15 protein-coding genes are annotated in these 17,785 nt (G+C 68.7%); 11 read left to right on the top strand and 4 right to left on the bottom strand.

Annotated features, from left to right (window positions below):
- Positions 1-1,008, bottom strand: a 1,008-nt coding sequence (locus AC1DOC_RS01095) for a CHASE domain-containing protein (RefSeq protein WP_478129300.1), incomplete at its 3' end; no start/stop codon positions are given.
- Between the two features lie 380 nt (positions 1,009-1,388).
- On the opposite strand from AC1DOC_RS01095, the gene AC1DOC_RS01090 reads away from it, so the two are divergent.
- From AC1DOC_RS01090 to AC1DOC_RS01060, 7 genes are all read left to right on the top strand, one after another.
- On the top strand, positions 1,389-2,216 hold the full coding sequence (locus AC1DOC_RS01090; protein WP_012748675.1) for an HDOD domain-containing protein: 828 nt from the start codon (positions 1,389-1,391) through the stop codon (positions 2,214-2,216).
- 185 nt (positions 2,217-2,401) lie between these two features.
- Complete coding sequence (locus AC1DOC_RS01085; RefSeq protein WP_478081917.1) at positions 2,402-4,696, top strand: alkaline phosphatase family protein; 2,295 nt, start codon at positions 2,402-2,404, stop codon at positions 4,694-4,696.
- Positions 4,693-6,123 carry a cytochrome-c peroxidase gene (locus AC1DOC_RS01080; protein WP_478129299.1) on the top strand — a complete coding sequence of 477 codons (1,431 nt, stop codon included), beginning with the start codon at positions 4,693-4,695 and terminating at the stop codon, positions 6,121-6,123. The genes AC1DOC_RS01085 and AC1DOC_RS01080 overlap by 4 nt, the downstream gene beginning before the upstream one ends.
- Before the next feature lie 17 nt (positions 6,124-6,140).
- Positions 6,141-6,749 (top strand): hypothetical protein, encoded by a 609-nt coding sequence (locus tag AC1DOC_RS01075; RefSeq protein WP_412511413.1) that lies wholly within the window; start codon positions 6,141-6,143, stop codon positions 6,747-6,749.
- Positions 6,750-6,753: 4 nt separating this feature from the next.
- Positions 6,754-7,644 carry a 2OG-Fe(II) oxygenase gene (locus AC1DOC_RS01070; RefSeq protein ID WP_478081995.1) on the top strand — a complete coding sequence of 297 codons (891 nt, stop codon included), beginning with the start codon at positions 6,754-6,756 and terminating at the stop codon, positions 7,642-7,644.
- 98 nt (positions 7,645-7,742) lie between these two features.
- Complete coding sequence (locus AC1DOC_RS01065; protein ID WP_436311312.1) at positions 7,743-8,354, top strand: PadR family transcriptional regulator; 612 nt, start codon at positions 7,743-7,745, stop codon at positions 8,352-8,354.
- Positions 8,355-8,366: 12 nt separating this feature from the next.
- Positions 8,367-9,206 carry a siderophore-interacting protein gene (locus AC1DOC_RS01060; protein WP_478084034.1) on the top strand — a complete coding sequence of 280 codons (840 nt, stop codon included), beginning with the start codon at positions 8,367-8,369 and terminating at the stop codon, positions 9,204-9,206.
- Between the two features lie 39 nt (positions 9,207-9,245).
- Here the strand turns inward: AC1DOC_RS01060 and corA are convergent, their stop codons facing one another.
- Together corA and AC1DOC_RS01050 are read right to left on the bottom strand one after the other, a co-directional pair.
- Positions 9,246-10,223 carry a magnesium/cobalt transporter CorA gene (gene corA / locus AC1DOC_RS01055; protein WP_478129298.1) on the bottom strand — a complete coding sequence of 326 codons (978 nt, stop codon included), beginning with the start codon at positions 10,221-10,223 and terminating at the stop codon, positions 9,246-9,248.
- A 36-nt stretch (positions 10,224-10,259) separates the two neighbouring features.
- Positions 10,260-10,874 (bottom strand): hypothetical protein, encoded by a 615-nt coding sequence (locus AC1DOC_RS01050; protein WP_478081674.1) that lies wholly within the window; start codon positions 10,872-10,874, stop codon positions 10,260-10,262.
- 157 nt (positions 10,875-11,031) lie between these two features.
- On the opposite strand from AC1DOC_RS01050, the gene mutS reads away from it, so the two are divergent.
- From mutS to AC1DOC_RS01030, 4 genes are read left to right on the top strand one after another with little or no spacing between them, the layout of a single operon-like run.
- Positions 11,032-13,629, top strand: a complete 2,598-nt coding sequence (gene mutS / locus AC1DOC_RS01045; RefSeq protein WP_478129301.1) for a DNA mismatch repair protein MutS — start codon at positions 11,032-11,034, stop codon at positions 13,627-13,629.
- A gap of 27 nt (positions 13,630-13,656) precedes the next feature.
- Positions 13,657-14,496, top strand: a complete 840-nt coding sequence (locus tag AC1DOC_RS01040; protein ID WP_012748685.1) for a proteasome-type protease — start codon at positions 13,657-13,659, stop codon at positions 14,494-14,496.
- A 14-nt stretch (positions 14,497-14,510) separates the two neighbouring features.
- On the top strand, positions 14,511-15,320 hold the full coding sequence (locus tag AC1DOC_RS01035; RefSeq protein ID WP_012748686.1) for an alpha/beta fold hydrolase: 810 nt from the start codon (positions 14,511-14,513) through the stop codon (positions 15,318-15,320).
- Between the two features lie 14 nt (positions 15,321-15,334).
- The gene (locus AC1DOC_RS01030; RefSeq protein ID WP_018906311.1) at positions 15,335-16,042 is read left to right on the top strand and encodes a response regulator transcription factor; all 708 of its coding nucleotides are present in this window, start codon (positions 15,335-15,337) and stop codon (positions 16,040-16,042) included.
- A gap of 25 nt (positions 16,043-16,067) precedes the next feature.
- On the opposite strand, the gene AC1DOC_RS01025 is transcribed toward AC1DOC_RS01030, so the two are convergent.
- On the bottom strand, positions 16,068-17,785 hold a 1,718-nt coding region (locus AC1DOC_RS01025; protein WP_478129297.1), incomplete at its 5' end, for a YadA family autotransporter adhesin.

The following is a 17,785-nucleotide window of genomic DNA, read 5'->3' as shown; positions in this document are numbered from 1 at the left end:
GAACCACGGGATCGCCTTGTCGAGCGGACCGAAGACCTGGTTTTCGTCCTGGCCGACTTCCACGAGCCAGGAGTGGCCGCCCAACTCGAAGCCGAGCATGCGCTCCAGGCTGCGCGCAGGTGCGGCAGCGGGCCTGGCCAGGGCCGCGCTGTCGAACAGCAATTGCCGCTCGCCGAACGAGGCCGTCGTCACGAACCTGGTCTCGACCCGTGTCCCGATCGCTCCCCGGCTAGGCCCGGCATCGATCAGGCGCAACCGGAGCGTCCTCATGGCGTCGGTACCCACCACGTCGCTCAACATCCCTGCGACGCTGAAGCCCGAGCCGACCGAACCGATATAGGCACTGCGCCGCTGTTCGAGCGTATCGAGCGGTTGCCCGGGGCGGTAGACCGGCAGCCGCATCGCCAATCCGATGTCGGACTCGCGGCCCGCAATGCGGACCTTGCGGCCGGACGTGACGAGCCCGCCGGTGTCGCGCCCCTGCTCGAGCGCGTCTCCCCTGTCGGGCATCGCGCCCAGGTCATTGCCGAGCAGCCTCTCGTTGCCGGCCTGCGGTTCGATGTAGATCAGCGGGTAGTACGTGTCCCGCTCACCGGGCGGCTTGATGGCAAAGCTGGAGGCAACGCCGGTGTCGAGGCTGGCATCGCGGCGGACCTGTTCCTCGAAGGCCTGCCTGTCGTTGACCGTGATGCGGGGCGCATAGTTGACGGCCTGGAAACCGGGGTAGGCGCGCGCCAGGTCCAGCCCCGCGACGTAGTCCCTGAAATCGCTTCGCGTCACGGTCTCGGAGGTGTTGAATCGCGCACGCAATCCGATCAGGACGGCAACGTAGTCATCGAAGCGGGCCTCGACCTTGCGCGCCAGATCGAAGGCGGTGGCGTCGAAGCGCGCCTGGGCGCTGCGCCCGATCTCCTGGCGGGCGGAGACGCCGAGGGCGATCGACAGCACCGTGCCAGCCGCGAAAATCACCAGCGGCAAGCGAATCCTGACCCAGATGGACGATGACATCGGATTTGATCCTGTCGTCGGCACACGCCGGTCGGTTCCGTGTGCAGCAGCGCGGCACGACAGAGAACGCAACAGGTTGTATCGTCCGCGAAATATATATGGCCGGAGCGAGAACGTCACGCGATTTTGTCTCGACAAGGGTGAGAGCAAGGGGAAACCATGCTGCGCGCCGCGGCTGCGGGCCGTGTTGAGATGGATCAAGCGCACCCTGCGGGAAACATGCACTTACGCCCATGGGGTAGCCAGCGCGCAGCCGCATCGGTGTTGCAGGAAGTCTGCAACCAGGCCGCGGGAACCGGCCCGATTCCGAAGACATCAACATGTAACACTAAGGTTGCAGGACAATMCCGGGCAGCAAAAAACTACAGCCCGAGATCGCCATGACCCTGGACGAACTGTTTACCGACAGCCACTTGCTTCCCACGGTGCCCAAGGTGGTGTTCGATCTCATCGAGCTCCTTCGCAACGAGGACGCCGCGGTTTCCGTGGTGGCACGCAAGATCGAGCTCGACCAGGTGCTGACGGCCCGCGTGCTGCGCATGGCGAATTCGCCGTACTTCGGGCTGCGCCGCAAGATCCTGTCGATCCAGGACGCAATCCAGCTGCTGGGCTTTTCCTCGATCCGCTCCCTGGTGGTGAGCTCCGGCCTCACGGGCACCTTCCGCAAGGTCGAGGGCGTGAACCTGCCGGCCTTCTGGTCGCACAGCCTGCGCGTGGCCGCCGTGGCCCGCTACCTCGCGGGCAAGACGCGCCGTGTGGACCAGAGCCTGGCCTTCACGGTCGGCAGCATGCACGCCATCGGCCACCTGATTATGGCCGGCGCCATGAAGCAGCCGATGGCCGAGCTCAACGCCGCGCACCCCTTCGACCGCATGGGACGGCTCGAGGTCGAACGGCAGAAGTTCGGCTTCCATTACGGCCAGGTCGGCGCGCGGCTGGCCGCCCGCTGGGAATTCGCGCCCGAGTTCGTCAGCGCCCTGTCCTCCTTCGCCAACCCGATGGAGGCCGAGCAGGTCGACCCGCTCGCCAGCGTGCTGCACCTGGCGGTCTGGCGCGTCGCGCTGGAACGCGAAGGGCTGCGCATCGGCGACGCGCAGCATGTCTGGCCGGCCCAGCCGGCGGACGCGATCGGCCTGTCCGAAGACGTGATGCAGGACATGCCGGCACCACGCGAGCTGGCGTCCGACCTGGAATCGATGATCGCCTGATCGCCGCGGCGGGCGCCCCGCCCTCGCTCATTCACAGCTAAGTCTTCTGCCTTTCGACTGACACGGGGCAAACCTAGATTCGTTCGCGGCCCCCAGTGCCGACGCAGCGCCGCGCCGCGCCGCGTCATGCCCTTCCACGTCGAAAGAACGAATTGAAAAAAGCCATTCCAAACATCAGATCCGGCTTGCTGTACCCCACCCTGAGCGTGCTCGCAGCCTCGCTGCTGGCCGCGTGCGGAGGCGGCGGCCACGGCGCCGGCCCGGCAGCCTTCCTGCCGCCGCCCGCGAACCAGGCCAGCAGCACCACCTTCAGCGGCGTCCTCACGGCCAGCGCCTTCAAGCCCGGCAGCAGCACCGACCCGGTGGTCACGCCGGGCTACTACGCCGGCGCCACCGTCTGTGTCGACAGCAACGGCAACGGCCGCTGCGACAGCGGCGAGCCGGCCGCGGTCACCGATGCCAACGGCAAGTTCAGCCTGTCGCTGTCCGGCGCGTCGGCACTCATCGCCGACATCGGCACCAACGCCAGGAACACCGCCACCAACACCAACGTGGCCACGCGCGAAGTGCTGCGCGTCATGCTCGACCAAGTGCAGGAACAGGGCACGGCCGTGGTGGTCAGCCCGCTGTCCTCCGAAGTGGCGCGGCTGGTCGAGGCCAACGGCACGAGCTATGCCGCCGAGAAGCAGAACCTGGCCGCGCGCCTGGGCGTGCCTGTCGGCTCCCTGCTCGGCGACGTCAACGCCGCCAGCGGCGCCGTGCAGGCCGCCTTGCTCAATGAAGCCAATGCGCTGAACAACCGCTTCGCCTACGCCACCACCAAGCTCGACCGAGGCGACAAGTTCCCCGACGCGCTGGCCAACCCCGGCGGCGACCCGCGCCTCGCAGGCATGGCCGGCCTGACCGCGGCCACGGCGAACGTCGCGGACAACCGCAAGCCCATCACCTTCCTGCAATCGCAGCAGGCGGCGTTCAATGTGGAGGGCATTCCGCGCTACGACAACATCTTCATCGTGATGCTCGAGAACAAGGCCACGATGTCGATCCTGAATTCGGCCTATGCGCCCAAGATCAACGGCTACCTGAAGGCCGGCAACCAGCTGGTGAGCTACTACGCCACCGGCAACCCGAGCGAGCCCAACTACACGGCCCTGGGCGGCGCCGACGACTGGGGCATCACGGACGACAGCCAATGGAACTGCGACGCCACCGGCGCCAATGCCGTGCAGGACCTGCCGGTGCCCGACAACACCCAGCCGGGCCTGGCCAAGTCGCCCTTTGCAGCCACCTGCACGCAGGCCGCCGCGGTGAACCACAACATCGTCGGCAGGCCGAACCTGTTCAATGCGATCACCAATGCCGGCCTGACCTGGCGCACCTACAGCGAATCGATGAACCCGGGCCAGGACTTCCGCACCGACAGCGTGGCCGATGCCGCCGTCACCGCCAAGGACAACGTCTACGCGCCGGGCACGCTGGGCGGCAACACCACGGCCATTGGCGACGCCACGCTCACACTGCCGCTGCCGGGCGGCCTGTACAAGACCAAGCACCACCCCGGCATGGCCTACCAGAACGTGCGCAGCGCGCCCGAATGGAAGTACAGCAACCGCACCATGGGCGGCGGCCAATGGGACGCGGCGCTGAAGAACAGCACCGACTACGCCATTCCCGCCAGCTACGACTACGACCAGCTCGGCACCGACCTGGCCAGCGGCAACGTCGGCAACCTGAACTTCCTGGTGCCGGACCAGTGCGACGACATGCACGGCATCAGCGTGAAGGGCGCGGGCGGCGTCGGCACCGCGAGCGACTGCGCCAGCGTGGCCAACAACGTGTCGACCAGCGCCGTCTCGCCGATCATCACGCGCGGCGACAACTACGTCGACTACACGGTCAAGCGCATCCAGGCTTCGCCGCTGTGGCAGAACCCGCAAAAGCGCGTGGCCATCGTGCTGATGTTCGACGAGGGCAGCGCCACCAGCGGCTTCAACTCGTGCTGCGGCTGGAACGTGTCGAACAGCACGGTCGCCAATCCGGTCAAGCAGAACGCGGACGGCAGCTGGTCGGTGGACGCGAGCATCAACAACTACACCAAGGGCAACCGCGGCCACGGCGAGAGCATCTTCGGCATCCTGACCAACCAGGCCGGCGCGCCCAAGGGCGTGTCCGACAGCGATGCCTACAGCCACTTCTCGTTCGTGCGCACGCTGCAGGACATGTTCCAGCTGGCCGACCCGGCGGTCGACGGCACGTACATGAACCGCTCGAAGTACACCGAGGCCTTCATCGCCCAGAACATCGTGAACCTGCCCGAATACGCGGGCAGCGCGGACACGCACTTCGACAGCGTGCGGCCGATCAACCATGCCTTCGTGATTCCGGCGGGCTACACGCAGAAGCAGTCGGGCGACGTGTCGACCACGGCGCAGGTCGGGCCGGACGCCAACCAGCTCAATGTCTGGTCGCTGAAGCAATGAGGCTGCGCCGTTCAGGCCCGAAAGGGCCGGCGGYAGCGGTGCGCGCGGGTCGGCTCGCGCTGGCGGCGCTCGGCGCGGGCGCGTTGCTGGTTGCATGCGGCGGCAGCAACGGCAGCGGCTCTGCCGCCGTGCCGCCGGGTGCGGTTGCGGCCGCCGCGGCTGCCGGTGCCGCAGCGACGCCGCCCGCGCTCTCCAGCACGCTGAGCCTTGCAGCGCAGGTGGGCCAGAAGATGTTCTTCGACAAGAACCTCTCGGGCTCCGGCGCCATGTCCTGCGCAAGCTGCCACGACCCGGCGCATGCGCACGCGCCGGCCAACGGTCTTTCGGTGCAGCTCGGCGGCCCGCACATGGACCGGGCCGGCCTGCGCGCCGTGCCCTCGCTGCGCTACAAGGACGTGACCCCGCCCTACGCCGACCTGCTGGACAACCCCGACGGCGTCAGCGTGCCGGGCCCGGGCGGCGGGCTGGCCTGGGACGGCCGCGCCGACACGCTGGCCGCCCAGGCCCGCATCCCGCTGCTCGACCCGCTCGAGATGGCCAACGCCAGCAGCGCCGACGTGGTGAAGAAGCTCCAGGCCGCCGACTACGCCCCGCTCATCGCCAAGGCCTTCGGTGCCAAGGCCTTCGACGACAGCGACGCCGCCTTCGCCAATGCGCTGCAGGCCTTGCAGGCCTACCAGCTCGAGGACAAGAGCTTTCATCCGTACAGCAGCAAGTTCGACCTGTACGCGGGCAACAAGATCGGCGGCGCGCTCACGCCCGCCGAAGCGCGCGGCCTCAAGGTGTTCACCAATCCGGACACCGGCAACTGCGCCTCGTGCCACTACCAGGGCGCGGGCCTCGGCGGCAGTTCCGCGCTGTTCACCGACTTCTCCTACGAGGCCATCGGCGTGCCGCGCAACGCCGGGATTCCCGCCAACAACAACGTGCAGTATTTCGACATGGGCGTGTGCGGCCCGATGCGCACCGACCATGCGCCGGCCGCGCCCAACGCCGCGAACGGCTTCTGCGGCATGTTCAAGGCGCCGACACTGCGCAACGTGGCAACGCGCACGGCCTTCTTCCACAACGGCGTGATGCATTCGCTGGAACAGGTCATCCGCTTCTACAACACGCGCGACACCCAGCCCGAGCTCTGGTATCCCACCGTGGGCGGCACGCCGAAGGCGAAGAACGACCCCGGCTTTCCGGCCTACGGCCTCGTCACCACCCAGTACACGGGCGGCAAGGTGCAAAAGTACGACGACCTGCCGGCCGCCTACGCATCGAACATCGACACGCAACTGCCGATGGACGGCCGCGCCGCGGGCTCGGCGCCCCCCATGTCCGAGCAGGACATGGCCGACCTGGTCTGCTTCCTCCACACCCTGAGCGACGCGGACACCCAACCCGCGGCGCCCGCGAAGCCCGGTGCCTGCGCCAACTGATCCCTTCTCCCTCTTCCATGAACAACAACAGAAAAATCCCCACGGCACTGGCTGCGGCCGCGCTCGCCATGCTCGCCGCTTGCGGCCCGCAGCAGCCCCAGGCCAATCTGCAGGACCTGACCGCCGCGATGAACACCTACCTCGCGGCCAAGGGCGACCTGTGCCTGGGCAAGACCCGCTGGCCCATCGACGTGCCGCAGCGCGAAGCCGGCACGCGCGCGCGCAACGCCGTGCAGATGCCGGTGCTGGAGCACCTGGGGCTGGTGAGCGCATCCGCGGCACAGGTCGGGGAAGCCAGGGAAGGCGAGCAGCCCACCCAGGTCACCGTCACGCGCTATGCGCTGACCGACGAAGGAAAGAAATACTTCCACGCGCGCGAGCCGCAGGGCGATTTCTGCGCCGCCCACCTGACGCTCGACAGGATCGTGGGCTGGGAAGCGGCCAAGGACGCGTCCGCCGTCGCCGTCACCTACACCTACAGGATCGATGCCGCACCGTGGACCGGCGATGCCGACGCGCAGAGGGTCTTTCCGATGGTGGACCGCGTGGTGCGCGGGGCCGGCACGATGCARCTCAAGCAGAACTTCAGGCGCACGCCCACTGGCTGGGCTGCAGAGGGCATCTGACCCGATGGATGCCGTGCTGCGCTTTTCGCCCGCGCTGAGCGACTGGGTGCTGCACAACCTGCGCCAGGGCTGCACGCCCGCGCAGGTGGTGCAGGCCATGCGCACGCAGGACATGCCGCCTGATGCGGCCAAGGCCATCGTCGACGCCTTCGTGTTCGCGCTGCGCACCGCGGGCCCCGTGCCGACCGATTCGGTCACGGTGGCGCCGGCCTACCGCCACGAAGCATCGCGGCTGCCGCCGGGCGCATCGATCCGCACCGCGGACCGCATCGTGCGCGTGGCGGCGCGCGCGGCGCAGCCGGCCCTCGCGGTGCTGAGCGACGTCTTCAGCGCCGAGGAATGCGAGGCGCTGATCGCACTGGCCCGGCCGCGGCTCGCGCCCTCGACCAGCGTCGATCCGCTGACCGGACGCAACCGCTTGGGGGCACAGCGCAGCAGCCTGGGCATGTTCTTCCGGCTGCGCGAAAACGCCTTCATCGCGCGGCTCGACGAACGCCTGTCCGAACTCATGGACCTGCCGGTGGAAAACGGCGAAGGCCTGCAGGTGCTGCACTACCCGGCCGGCGCGCAGAGCCTGCCGCACTTCGATTTCCTGGTGCCGTCGAACGCCGCCAACCAGGCCTCGCTGCAACGCAGCGGCCAGCGCGTGAGCACGCTCGTGGCCTACCTCAACGAGGTGGAAGAAGGCGGCGAAACGGTGTTTCCGGAGACGGGGTGGTCGGTGTCGCCGCAACGCGGCGGCGCGGTGTACTTCGAGTACTGCAACAGCCTCGGCCAGGTGGACCACGCATCGCTGCACGCGGGCGCGCCCGTGCTGCGCGGAGAGAAGTGGGTGGCGACCAAATGGATGCGGCAGCGGCGCTTCGTGGCCGCCGCCCAGGCGCCGCGCCCCTGAGGGCAACGCGCCCCTCGGGGCATTCGGATGCGTATCGGTTTGACTTTTATTTAGATATATCTAAAATAAGTCAGATACACATCGAGAAGGCATCGATCATGCGACATTTCCACTTCGGCCACCACCATCATCACCACTGCCACTCTCCGCGCGGCGAACACGAAGACGGCCTCTCGGGCGGTCGTGGACGCCACGGCGGCGAAGAGCGCATGCACGGCGGAGGCCGCGGCGGACGCGGCGGCGGACGGGTGTTCGGCCATGGCGGCCTGCGCTTCGTGCTGCTGCAGCTCATCGCCGACAAGCCCGCCCATGGCTACGAGCTCATCAAGGCTATCGAAGACCGCCTGGGCGGCAGCTACGCGCCCAGCCCCGGCGTGGTCTACCCCACCCTCACGCTGCTTGAGGAGATGGGCTACCTGAGCGTGGAAACGGCCGACACCGGCGGGCGCAAGCGCTACAGCATCACCGCCAGCGGCCGGGAATTCCTGGCCGCCAACCGCGACACGGCCGACGCCATGATGGCCCGCATGAGCGGCGGCGTCGACGGTGCCGGCCCGCGCGGCGGCCGCCCGCCGCAGGTCACGCGCGCCATCGAGAACCTCAAGCTCGCGATGCGCATGCGCCTCTCGGGCGTCCCCCTCACCGAACAACAAGCCCACGATTTCGCCGCGGTGCTCGACAGCGCCGCTCAACAGCTAGAGCGCATCTGAACTTCTTTTGAAATGACCGACTTCACAACCACTTCTGCTTCCACCACACCCGAACGCACGCCGCGCCGCGTGCGCCACGAGCTTCGCTTTCGCCAACTCACGGTCAAGACCGTGCAGCGCCTGACGCCGCACCTGATCCGCATCACGCTCACGGGCGACGACCTCGCGGGCTTCACGAGCCCGGGCTTCCACGACCACGCCAAGATCTTTTTCCCCGATGCCGTGACCGGCCTGCTCACGCTGCCGACCGTGGGGCCCGACGGCCCGGTGTGGCCCGCGAGCGGCCGGCCCACCATGCGCGACTACACGCCGCGCCGTCACGACGCCAGCGCCAACACGCTGGAGCTCGACTTCGCGCTGCACGACGCCGGCCCCGCCACGCAATGGGCCGAGCAGGCCAAGCCCGGCGATGTGCTCGGCGTGGGCGGCCCGCGCGGCTCGTTCATCGTGCCGACGGCCTTCGACTGGCACCTGCTGATCGGCGACGACACCGCCCTGCCCGCCATTGCGCGGCGCCTGGCCGAGCTGCCGGCCAGTGCCCGGGTGGTGGTGCTGGCCGAGGTCGACAGCAAAGCCGACCAGGTTCCGTTCGAGACGAAGGCGCAACTCACGCTGAAGTGGGTGCACCGCAACGGCGCCGAACCGGGCCTGAGCCCGGTGCTGATCGATGCGCTGCGGGCCATGGCGCTGCCGGCCGGCGACTTCCACGCCTGGGTGGGCTGCGAATCGGCGATTGCGAAGGCCTTGCGCGCGCACCTCGTGGGCGAGCGCGGCGCCAACCCCAAGTGGATCCGCGCCTCGGGCTACTGGCGGCGCGGTGCGGTGGCCACGCACGATACGCACGACGAGTGACCTGCTCCTTCCCCGGAAGGGGAGCGGGAAAGAAAAGGCTCAGAGCCAGCCCGCGCGCCTGAACCGGTAGTAGAGATAGCTGCAGGTGGCCGCAATCAGCACCAGGGCCACCGGATACCCATAGCGGAATTTCAGCTCCGGCATGTGCTCGAAGTTCATGCCCCAGATGCCCGCGAACGCGGTGCACACCGCAAAGATGCTGGCCCAGGCCGCCAGCCGCTTGGTGACTTCGCTCTCCTCGATCGTGACCATCGAGAGGTTCACCGAAATGGCCGTGCCGATGGTGTCGCGCATGGCGTCGATCGAGCCGTTGATACGCACCAGGTGGTCGGCCACGTCGCGAAAATATTCCTGCGAGCTCATGCAGATCTGCGGCACCCGCCCGCCATGCAGCTTGCCCGCCGCCTCGGCCAGCGGCGCCACCGCGCGCTTGAGGATCATGCTGCGCCGCTTCAGGTCGTACAGCTGCTTGATCTTGTCGCGCGCCGCGCCGCCCTGCGTGAAGATCTGCTGCTCGATGGATTYGAGCTCCACCTCGAGCGCATCGATCACCGGAAAGTAACGGTCGACCACCGCATCCATCAGCGCATACAGCACGAAGCCCGCGCCATTGCGCAGCAGCTCGGGCTCGCGCTCGCAGCGCTCGCGCACGCCCAGGAAGCCCTGCTGGCTGCGGTTGCGCACCGACAGCACGTAGTTCTTGCCGACGAACACGTCGACCTCGCCCACGTTCACGCAGTGCTCGCCCTCGGCAGAGGGCTCGACCAGGTGCATCACGACGAAGAGCGAATCGCCGTATTCCTCGACCTTGGGCCGCTGGTGGCCGTGCTGGGCGTCTTCCACCGCGAGCGGATGCAGGCTGAACTCCTCCTGCATCTGGGCCAGCTCCTGCGGCGTGGCGTCGCTCAGCGCCACCCAGACGAAGCAGCCGGGCCGGGAGATGTACTCGCTGATGTCCTCGACCGGAATGTCGGCGAGCTTGGCGCCGTTCTCGTAGGCCACGCAGTTGATCAGCATCGGTACTCGTCCATGGTCGGTCTGGAAGGAAGCGGGTCAGGCCACCGCATCCGGATTGGAAGCCGCGGCCAGCTGCCCGGTGGCCGCCAGCGCGGCATCGATGGCCTCGGTCTCGCGCCTGAGCAGGGCGAGCCCCTTTTCGGCAAGCGCGCTGTGGCTTGCCACGTCGGCCCACAGGCTCGCGGCGGCTTCGGCGCATGTCAATGAGGTGAAGCGGATGCGGCCCTTTGCCAGCTCGGCGAAGCGTTTYTCGCGCAGCGGGTCCGCCCGGTCCCAGGCGCCGCCGATGAGCACGCGCCGGCCGCGCTTGATGCGGGGTTCGCGCTCGGCAAAGAAAGGCAACTTGGCGGACACCCAGCCCGGCAGCCCGGAGTCCAGCGCGGTGTCGAAGGCAGTGGGGGCGGTGTGCGTCTTTGCGAAGCCGCGCAAGGTGCCGAGCTGGTAGAGCACCGGGTCTTTCGCGCCGCCTTCCACCGGCTTGATGATGGACGCGCCATTGCCTGCCCGGCCGTCCGGCCGTTTCGATTTGCGCAGGTCGGCGAGCTGGGCCGGCGCCATGCAGAGGTACAGCGCGGCGAGTTCTGCGGGCACGGTGGCGGTGTCGGGCAGCGCGTCCGCTTCGGGGCCTTTGAATTCATCCGTGTGGACCATGGGCGCCTTGTTTCTTTCGCGCGGGGTTCGCGCCGGCGGATTTTAAAGGTGGGGCGCCGGCCCGGCCGAGGCATTCGCGTCCCCGATAATCGTCCGAGTGAAAACGACGACCGCGCAACCCTCCCCCTCCACCAGCGACTTCTCCGGGCATACGCCCATGATGGCGCAGTACCTGGGCCTCAAGGCGAACCATCCGGACACCCTGCTGTTCTACCGGATGGGCGATTTCTACGAGCTGTTCTGGGCCGACGCCGAAAAGGCCGCGCGCCTGCTCGACATCACGCTCACCCAGCGCGGCCAGTCGGCCGGCCAGCCCGTGGTGATGTGCGGCGTGCCCTTCCATGCTGTCGACACCTATCTTGCGCGGCTCATCAAGCTGGGCGAATCGGTGGCCATCTGCGAGCAGGTGGGCGAAGTCGGCGCGAGTAAGGGCCCGGTCGAGCGCAAGGTGGTGCGGGTGGTCACGCCCGGCACGCTGACCGATTCGGAACTGCTCAACGACAAGAGCGAATCGCTGCTGCTCGCAGTGCATGCGGGCACGCGCAACTTCTGCGGCCTGGCCTGGCTCAGCGTGACCGGCGCGGAGCTGCGGCTGGCCGAATGCCCGGCCGATGCGCTCGAAGCCTGGATCGCGCGCATCGCGCCGAGCGAGCTGCTCTACAGCGCCGAGGTGACGCCGGCCTTCGAGCAGCGCCTGAAGGCCGCGCGCGCGGCCACGCCCTTCACGCTCTCGATCCGCCCCGCGTGGCAGTTCGACGGCGGGCTGGGCGAACGCAAGCTCAGCGAGCAGATGGGCAGCAACAGCCTCGCCGCCTGGAATGCCGAATCGCTCGCCAACGCGCATGCCGCCGCGGCCGCGCTGCTGGGCTATGCCGAGCACACGCAGGGCCGCGCGCTGTCGCATGTGCAGCGCCTGTCGGTGGAGCGCGACGGCGACCTGGTCGAGCTGCCGCCCACCACGCGGCGGAACCTCGAACTGGTGCAGACATTGCGCGGCGAAGACTCGCCCACGCTGTTCTCGCTGCTCGACACCTGCATGACGGGCATGGGCAGCCGCCTCGTGAAGCGCTGGCTGCTGTCGCCGCGGCGCGACCGCAGCGAGGCGCAGGCCCGGCTCGAAGCCATTGCGGCGCTCCAGTCCACGGTGCTGGGCGGCACCRCCGCGCCCTGGCGCACCTTGCGCGAACAGCTCAAGAACACCAGCGACGTGGAACGCATCGCGGCGCGCATCGCGCTCAGGCAGGTGCGTCCGCGCGAACTGCTCGCGCTGCGCCTCGCACTCGCGAAGGCCGAGCAGCTGGCCCCGGCGCTTCCGGCGTCCGGCGAACTGCTGGGCCGCATCATCGAACGGCTCGCGCCGCCGCCGGGCTGCGCCGACCTGCTGGCGAGTGCGATCAAGCCCGATCCCTCGGCGCTGGTGCGCGACGGCGGCGTGATCGCCACCGGCCACGACGCCGAGCTCGACGAGCTGCGCGCGATCAGCGAGAACTGCGACGATTTTTTGCTGAAGCTCGAAGTCAGCGAACGCGAGCGCACCGGCATCAGCAACCTGCGGGTGCAGTTCAACCGCGTGCACGGCTTCTACATCGAGGTCACGCAAAGCGCGCTCTCCAAGGTACCCGACAACTACCGCCGCCGCCAGACGCTGAAGAATGCCGAGCGCTTCATCACGCCCGAGCTCAAGGCCTTCGAGGACAAGGCCCTGAGCGCGCAGGACCGGGCCCTCGCCCGCGAGAAGTGGCTCTACGAGCAATTGCTCGACGCGCTGCAGCCCTCGGTGCCGGCGCTCACGCAGCTGGCCGGCGCCATTGCCACGCTCGATGCGCTGTGCGCGCTGGCCGAGCGCTCGCACACGCTGCACTGGCGCGCGCCGAGCTTCGTCTCGCACCCCTGCATCGAGATCCAGCAGGGCCGCCATCCGGTGGTGGAAGCGCGGCTGGCCGAAAAATCGTCGGGCGGCTTCATCGCCAACGACACGCAGCTCGGGCCKCAGCAGCGCATGCAGGTCATCACCGGCCCCAACATGGGCGGTAAGTCAACCTACATGCGGCAGGTGGCGATCATCGTGCTGCTGGCTTCCATCGGCTCGCACGTGCCGGCGGCCGCCTGCCGGCTCGGGCCGATCGATGCCATCCACACCCGCATCGGCGCCGCGGACGACCTGGCCAACGCGCAGTCGACCTTCATGCTCGAGATGACCGAGGCCGCGCAAATTTTGCACAGCGCCACCGCCCAGTCGCTGGTGCTGATGGACGAGATCGGCCGCGGCACCAGCACCTTCGACGGCCTGGCGCTGGCCGCGGGCATCGCGGCCCAGCTGCACGACCGCAGCAAGGCCTTCACTCTCTTTGCCACCCACTACTTCGAGCTGACCGAATTCCCGGCCACGCACCACTGCGCCGTGAACATGCACGTGAGCGCCACCGAGGCGGGCCGCGACATCGTGTTCCTGCACGAAATGCAGCCCGGCCCGGCCAGCAAGAGCTACGGCATCCAGGTGGCGCGGCTCGCCGGCATGCCGGCCGCGGTGGTCAACCACGCGCGGCAGGCGCTCGAGGCGCTCGAGTCGCAGCACGCCCAGACGCGCGCGCAGGTCGACCTGTTCGCCCCGCCCCCGGCGGCCGAAACGCCCATGGCCAGCGCCGTAGAATCCGCCCTGGCCGCGCTCGATCCCGATGCGATGACGCCACGGGAGGCGCTCGACGCGCTCTATGCCTTACAAAAACTGAACACGCGCGAACGCGGCGCCGCGTAGCGGGCATCCTTCGTGCGAGATGAAAAAATGACTTATTGCGTAGGCATCAAACTCAACGCCGGCCTGGTGTTTCTCTCCGACTCGCGCACCAATGCGGGTGTGGACCACATCAGCACCTTCCGCAAGATGATCGTCTACGAGCAGCCGGGCGACCGCGTCATGGTGCTGCTGTCCTCGGGCAACCTGAGCATCTCGCAGTCGGTGCGCGAAATTTTGCAGATCGAGGAACTGCGCGAAACGCGCGAAGACGGCTCGCAGGGCGACCCCATCACCATCTGGAACGCCAAGAGCATGTTCGATGCCGCGCGCGTGCTCGGTTCGGCCGTGCGCCACGTGTACGACCGCGACGCCGAGGCGCTCAAGCATGCGGGGCTGGACTTCAACGTGTCCTTCATCTTCGGCGGGCAGGTCAAGGGCGAAGGCATGCGCCTGTTCCTGGTCTATGCGGCCGGCAACTTCATCGAGGCCACCACCGAGACGCCCTACTTCCAGGTGGGCGAGTCGAAGTACGGCAAGCCGGTGCTCGACCGCGTGCTCACGCCCGAGACCCCGCTGGACGAAGCCGCCAAATGCGCGCTGGTGTCGATGGACTCGACCATGAAGTCGAACCTCTCGGTGGGCCTGCCGCTCGACCTGGTGGTGTACGAGGCCAACAAGCTCGAGACCGACCGCGTGATCTGCATCGACGCCGACAACCCCTACTACCGCATGATGCACAACAGCTGGGGCCAGAAGCTGCGCGAGGTGTTCGACAGCATCGAGGACCCGGTGTGGGACGACTCCGCCACCGAGCATCCGCTGAAGATGCCGGCCACGCGGCACAGCCCGCTGCGCAAGATCTCGACGCCCGACGAAAAGCTGATCTGAAGCCGACCGCGGCCATGCCGATGCCTCCCGTCGTGTTCTCGCACGGCAACAGCTTTCCCGCGAGCACCTACCGCGTCGTCCTGGACAGCCTGCGCAGCCGCGGCTTCGAGGTCGATGCCATCGAGAAATTCGGGCACGACCCGAAGTACCCCGTCACCGACAACTGGCCGCACCTGGTGCAGCAGCTGGCCGACTTCGCGCAGCGGCATGCCGACCGCGCCGGCGGCCCGGTGTTCCTGGTCGGCCATTCGCTGGGCGGAATCCTGAGCCTGATGTGCGCGGCGCTGCATCCGGCGCTCGCTTGCGGCGTGGTGCTGCTCGACTCGCCGGTCCTCAGCGGCTGGCGCGCGAACACGCTCAACGTGGTCAAGCGCACACCGCTCATGAAGAGCATTTCGCCCGGCGCCATCAGCCGGAAACGCCGCAACAGCTGGGCGCACCGCGAAGCGGTGTTCGAGCACTTCCGCAGCAAGAAGGCCTTTGCCAGGTGGGACGAGCAGGTGCTGCACGACTACATCGACCACGGCACCTTCGCGAGCGAAGACATGCGCGAGCTGAGTTTCGACCGCGACGTGGAAACAGCCATCTACGACACCCTGCCCCACAACCTGGGCGCGCTGCTGCGCCGCCATCCGCTCAAGTGCAAGGCGGCCTTCATCGGCGGGCGCCAGTCCGCCGAGATGAAGCAGGTGGGCATGGCCATGACCCAGAAGGTCACCCGGGGACGCATCGCCATGCTCGACGGCACGCACCTGTTTCCCATGGAAAAGCCGCTGGCCACCGCGGCGGCGGTGGAAGCGGCGCTGCGCAACCTGATGGGCTGATCGCACGGAAACATATGTCCAATTCCAGGCCGGAAGCCGTCGAAGGCGTTTCCTTGAGCCCTTCGCTGGTGGTCGAAGACGATCCCGCGATGCGCGAGCGCCTGGGCCATGTGCTGGCCACGCTCGGCCACGGCGCGCCGCAGATCGCCTGGGCCGACAGCATTGCCGCGGCCAAGGAACTGCTCGATGCGCAGAGCTTCGGCATCGCGCTGGTCGACATCGGACTGCCGGACGGCAGCGGGGTCGAACTGATCGGCTGGATGCAGGCGCAGCATCCCAAGGTGCCCGCGGTGGTGATCTCGGCCTTCCGGACCGAGGACGTCATCTTCGCGGCGCTGCGGGCCGGCGCCATCGGCTACCTGCTGAAGGACCGCGACGATCTCGAACTGGGCATTGCGCTTCGCAGCATCGAGCAGGGGGGCTCGCCGATCGATCCGGCCATTGCGCGCCATATCCTCGGCTGGCTTGCGGCGCAGCTGCCTTCGCCGCCCGCCGTGCCGGCGGCCGATGCACCCGCTGCGCTGCCCGTCGCGCTGACGCCGCGGGAGCGCCGGATCCTCGAACTCGTGGCGCAGGGGCTGAGCAACCGCGACATGGCCGAATCGCTGTCGATCTCCCGGCTGACCGTGGAATGCCACACCAAGAACATCTACCGCAAGCTCGCCGTCAGCTCACGCACCGAGGCCGTCTACCAGGCCCGCAGGCACGGCTTGCTGGACTGAGGGCACGCGTTCTTCCCTGCGCGCCTCACCACGAATAGCCGGCCTGCACGCGGGCGGCAATGCGGTTGCTGCTGCCGCTGCTGGTGGCGGTGGAAACCCCCAGCCCCAGGTTCAGGTTGTCGTTGACCTGGTAGCCGAAGGCAAAGCCGATGGCCGCTGCGCCGGCGTAGTTGCCGACCGCCGCACCCATCCATTTCTTGCCCGCCGACAGGGCCGGCATCGACGGCATGGCCAGTGCCGACGCCACGCCCTGCGCGGCAAAGGCGTTCGCCTGGCTGGTCGCGCTGCTCACCGCCTGCTGCAACTGGTTGACGTTGACGGCATCCGTGCCCAGCACGCCGGGGGCGACATTCGCAATGCCGCGCAACTGCCCGGTSGCCGCATTGCCCACCGACACGGTGTTGTCGCGGTCCGCCACCGACCCCTGGCCCAGCGCCACCGCATTGCTGCCCGAGGCCAGCGTGTTGGCGCCCAGCGCGACCGCGTTGTTGCCGGTGGCCACCGCGTTGTTGCCCACGGCCGTGGTGGGATCGGCCAGCGCCCTGGCGCCGGCACCGATGGCCACCGAGCCGGCGTGGCGGGCCTCGGCGCCGCTGCCCAGCGCGGTGGTGCCCTCGCCATCGGCAATGGCGTTGGTGCCCATGGCCGTGGCACCCGCGCCGGTGGCCTTGCTGCCCGTGCCGCAGGTCACGCTGCCCCCGCTGAAGCTGCACAGGCCGTTGGCAAGGGCCTGGTTCATGACGCTCTGCAGGGCAGTCACCTGCTGCATCGTGAAGCTGTTGGAGGCCGTGACGGCGCCTTGCTCCGCCTGCTGGACCTGCCCGACGTTGGCGGCATCCGTTGCGGCGGTGCCGGCGCGCACGTTGTTGAGCGTGGTTCCCGCGCCGTCGTTGGCATTCAGGCTGACGCTCGTACCGCCCGGGCCGTACTGGACCGAGTTGTTGGCCACGCCCAGGGCGGTGTTCGCCGTGCCCTGGGCGGCAGCCGCCGCGGTCTGGGCACCGTTGGCCGTGGCCTGAGCAGTGGCCGCATTCGCGAGCGCAGTATTTGCCGTGCCCTGGGCGGCAACGGCCGTGGTCTGCGCGGTGCCTGCGTTGGCGAGCGCGGTATTTGCTGTGCCCTGCGCAGTAGCCGCCGCGGTCTGGGCGCCGTTGGCCGTGGTCTGCGCGGTGCCTGCGGTGGCAAGCGCGGTGTTCGCCGTGCCCTGGGCCAGCGCCGCATCGGCCTGGGCAAGAACCGCGGAGCCCGTGGCGGCGCTGGCAGTTGCCTGCGCCAGGTCCGCAGCGTTTTGCACGGCGTACAGCTGGCTGCCGTTGACAGCGTCGGTGCTCGTGGAGTTCACCGATCCGGCGCTGACGTTGACCAGGCCGCGCGTCTGGCCGGTGGACCCGAAGGACACCGTGTTGGCCGCCGTGGCAACGGAATTCGCGCCAATGGCCACGCCGCCGGTCGCGCCGCTCGCGACCCGGCTGCCGGTGCCGATCGCCACGCCGCCCGTTGCCAGGGCGGCCGCGCCCGAAGCACCTGCGTTGGCGCCGCCGATCGCGGTGCTGCCGTTGCCGGATGCCACGGCGCCCTGGCTGGCGCCCGAGGCGCTGCCGATGGCGATGGCGGCATTGCCCGAAGCCTGCGCGCCGCTGCCGCCCGCCGGGCCGGTGTAGAGGCAGCAACTCTCGGTGCCCGCGCCACCTGCGCCGAGCGCAATCGCGCCGCCGGCCGTGGCCTGGGCGCCACGTCCCCCTG

Source organism: Variovorax sp. 01T439_2, from assembly GCF_056398445.1.
This window is presented reverse-complemented; position numbering and strand designations above follow the sequence as displayed.

What these genes read in the sequence shown, in the direction of transcription:
- AC1DOC_RS01090 (WP_012748675.1), top strand. Translation starts at nt 1,389, where the DNA reads ATGACCCTGGACGAACTGTTTACCGACAGCCACTTGCTTCCCACGGTG.
- AC1DOC_RS01035 (WP_012748686.1), top strand. Translation starts at nt 14,511, where the DNA reads ATGCCGATGCCTCCCGTCGTGTTCTCGCACGGCAACAGCTTTCCCGCG.
- AC1DOC_RS01060 (WP_478084034.1), top strand. Translation starts at nt 8,367, where the DNA reads ATGACCGACTTCACAACCACTTCTGCTTCCACCACACCCGAACGCACG.
- AC1DOC_RS01065 (WP_436311312.1), top strand. Translation starts at nt 7,743, where the DNA reads ATGCGACATTTCCACTTCGGCCACCACCATCATCACCACTGCCACTCT.
- AC1DOC_RS01070 (WP_478081995.1), top strand. Translation starts at nt 6,754, where the DNA reads ATGGATGCCGTGCTGCGCTTTTCGCCCGCGCTGAGCGACTGGGTGCTG.
- AC1DOC_RS01030 (WP_018906311.1), top strand. Translation starts at nt 15,335, where the DNA reads ATGTCCAATTCCAGGCCGGAAGCCGTCGAAGGCGTTTCCTTGAGCCCT.
- AC1DOC_RS01040 (WP_012748685.1), top strand. Translation starts at nt 13,657, where the DNA reads ATGACTTATTGCGTAGGCATCAAACTCAACGCCGGCCTGGTGTTTCTC.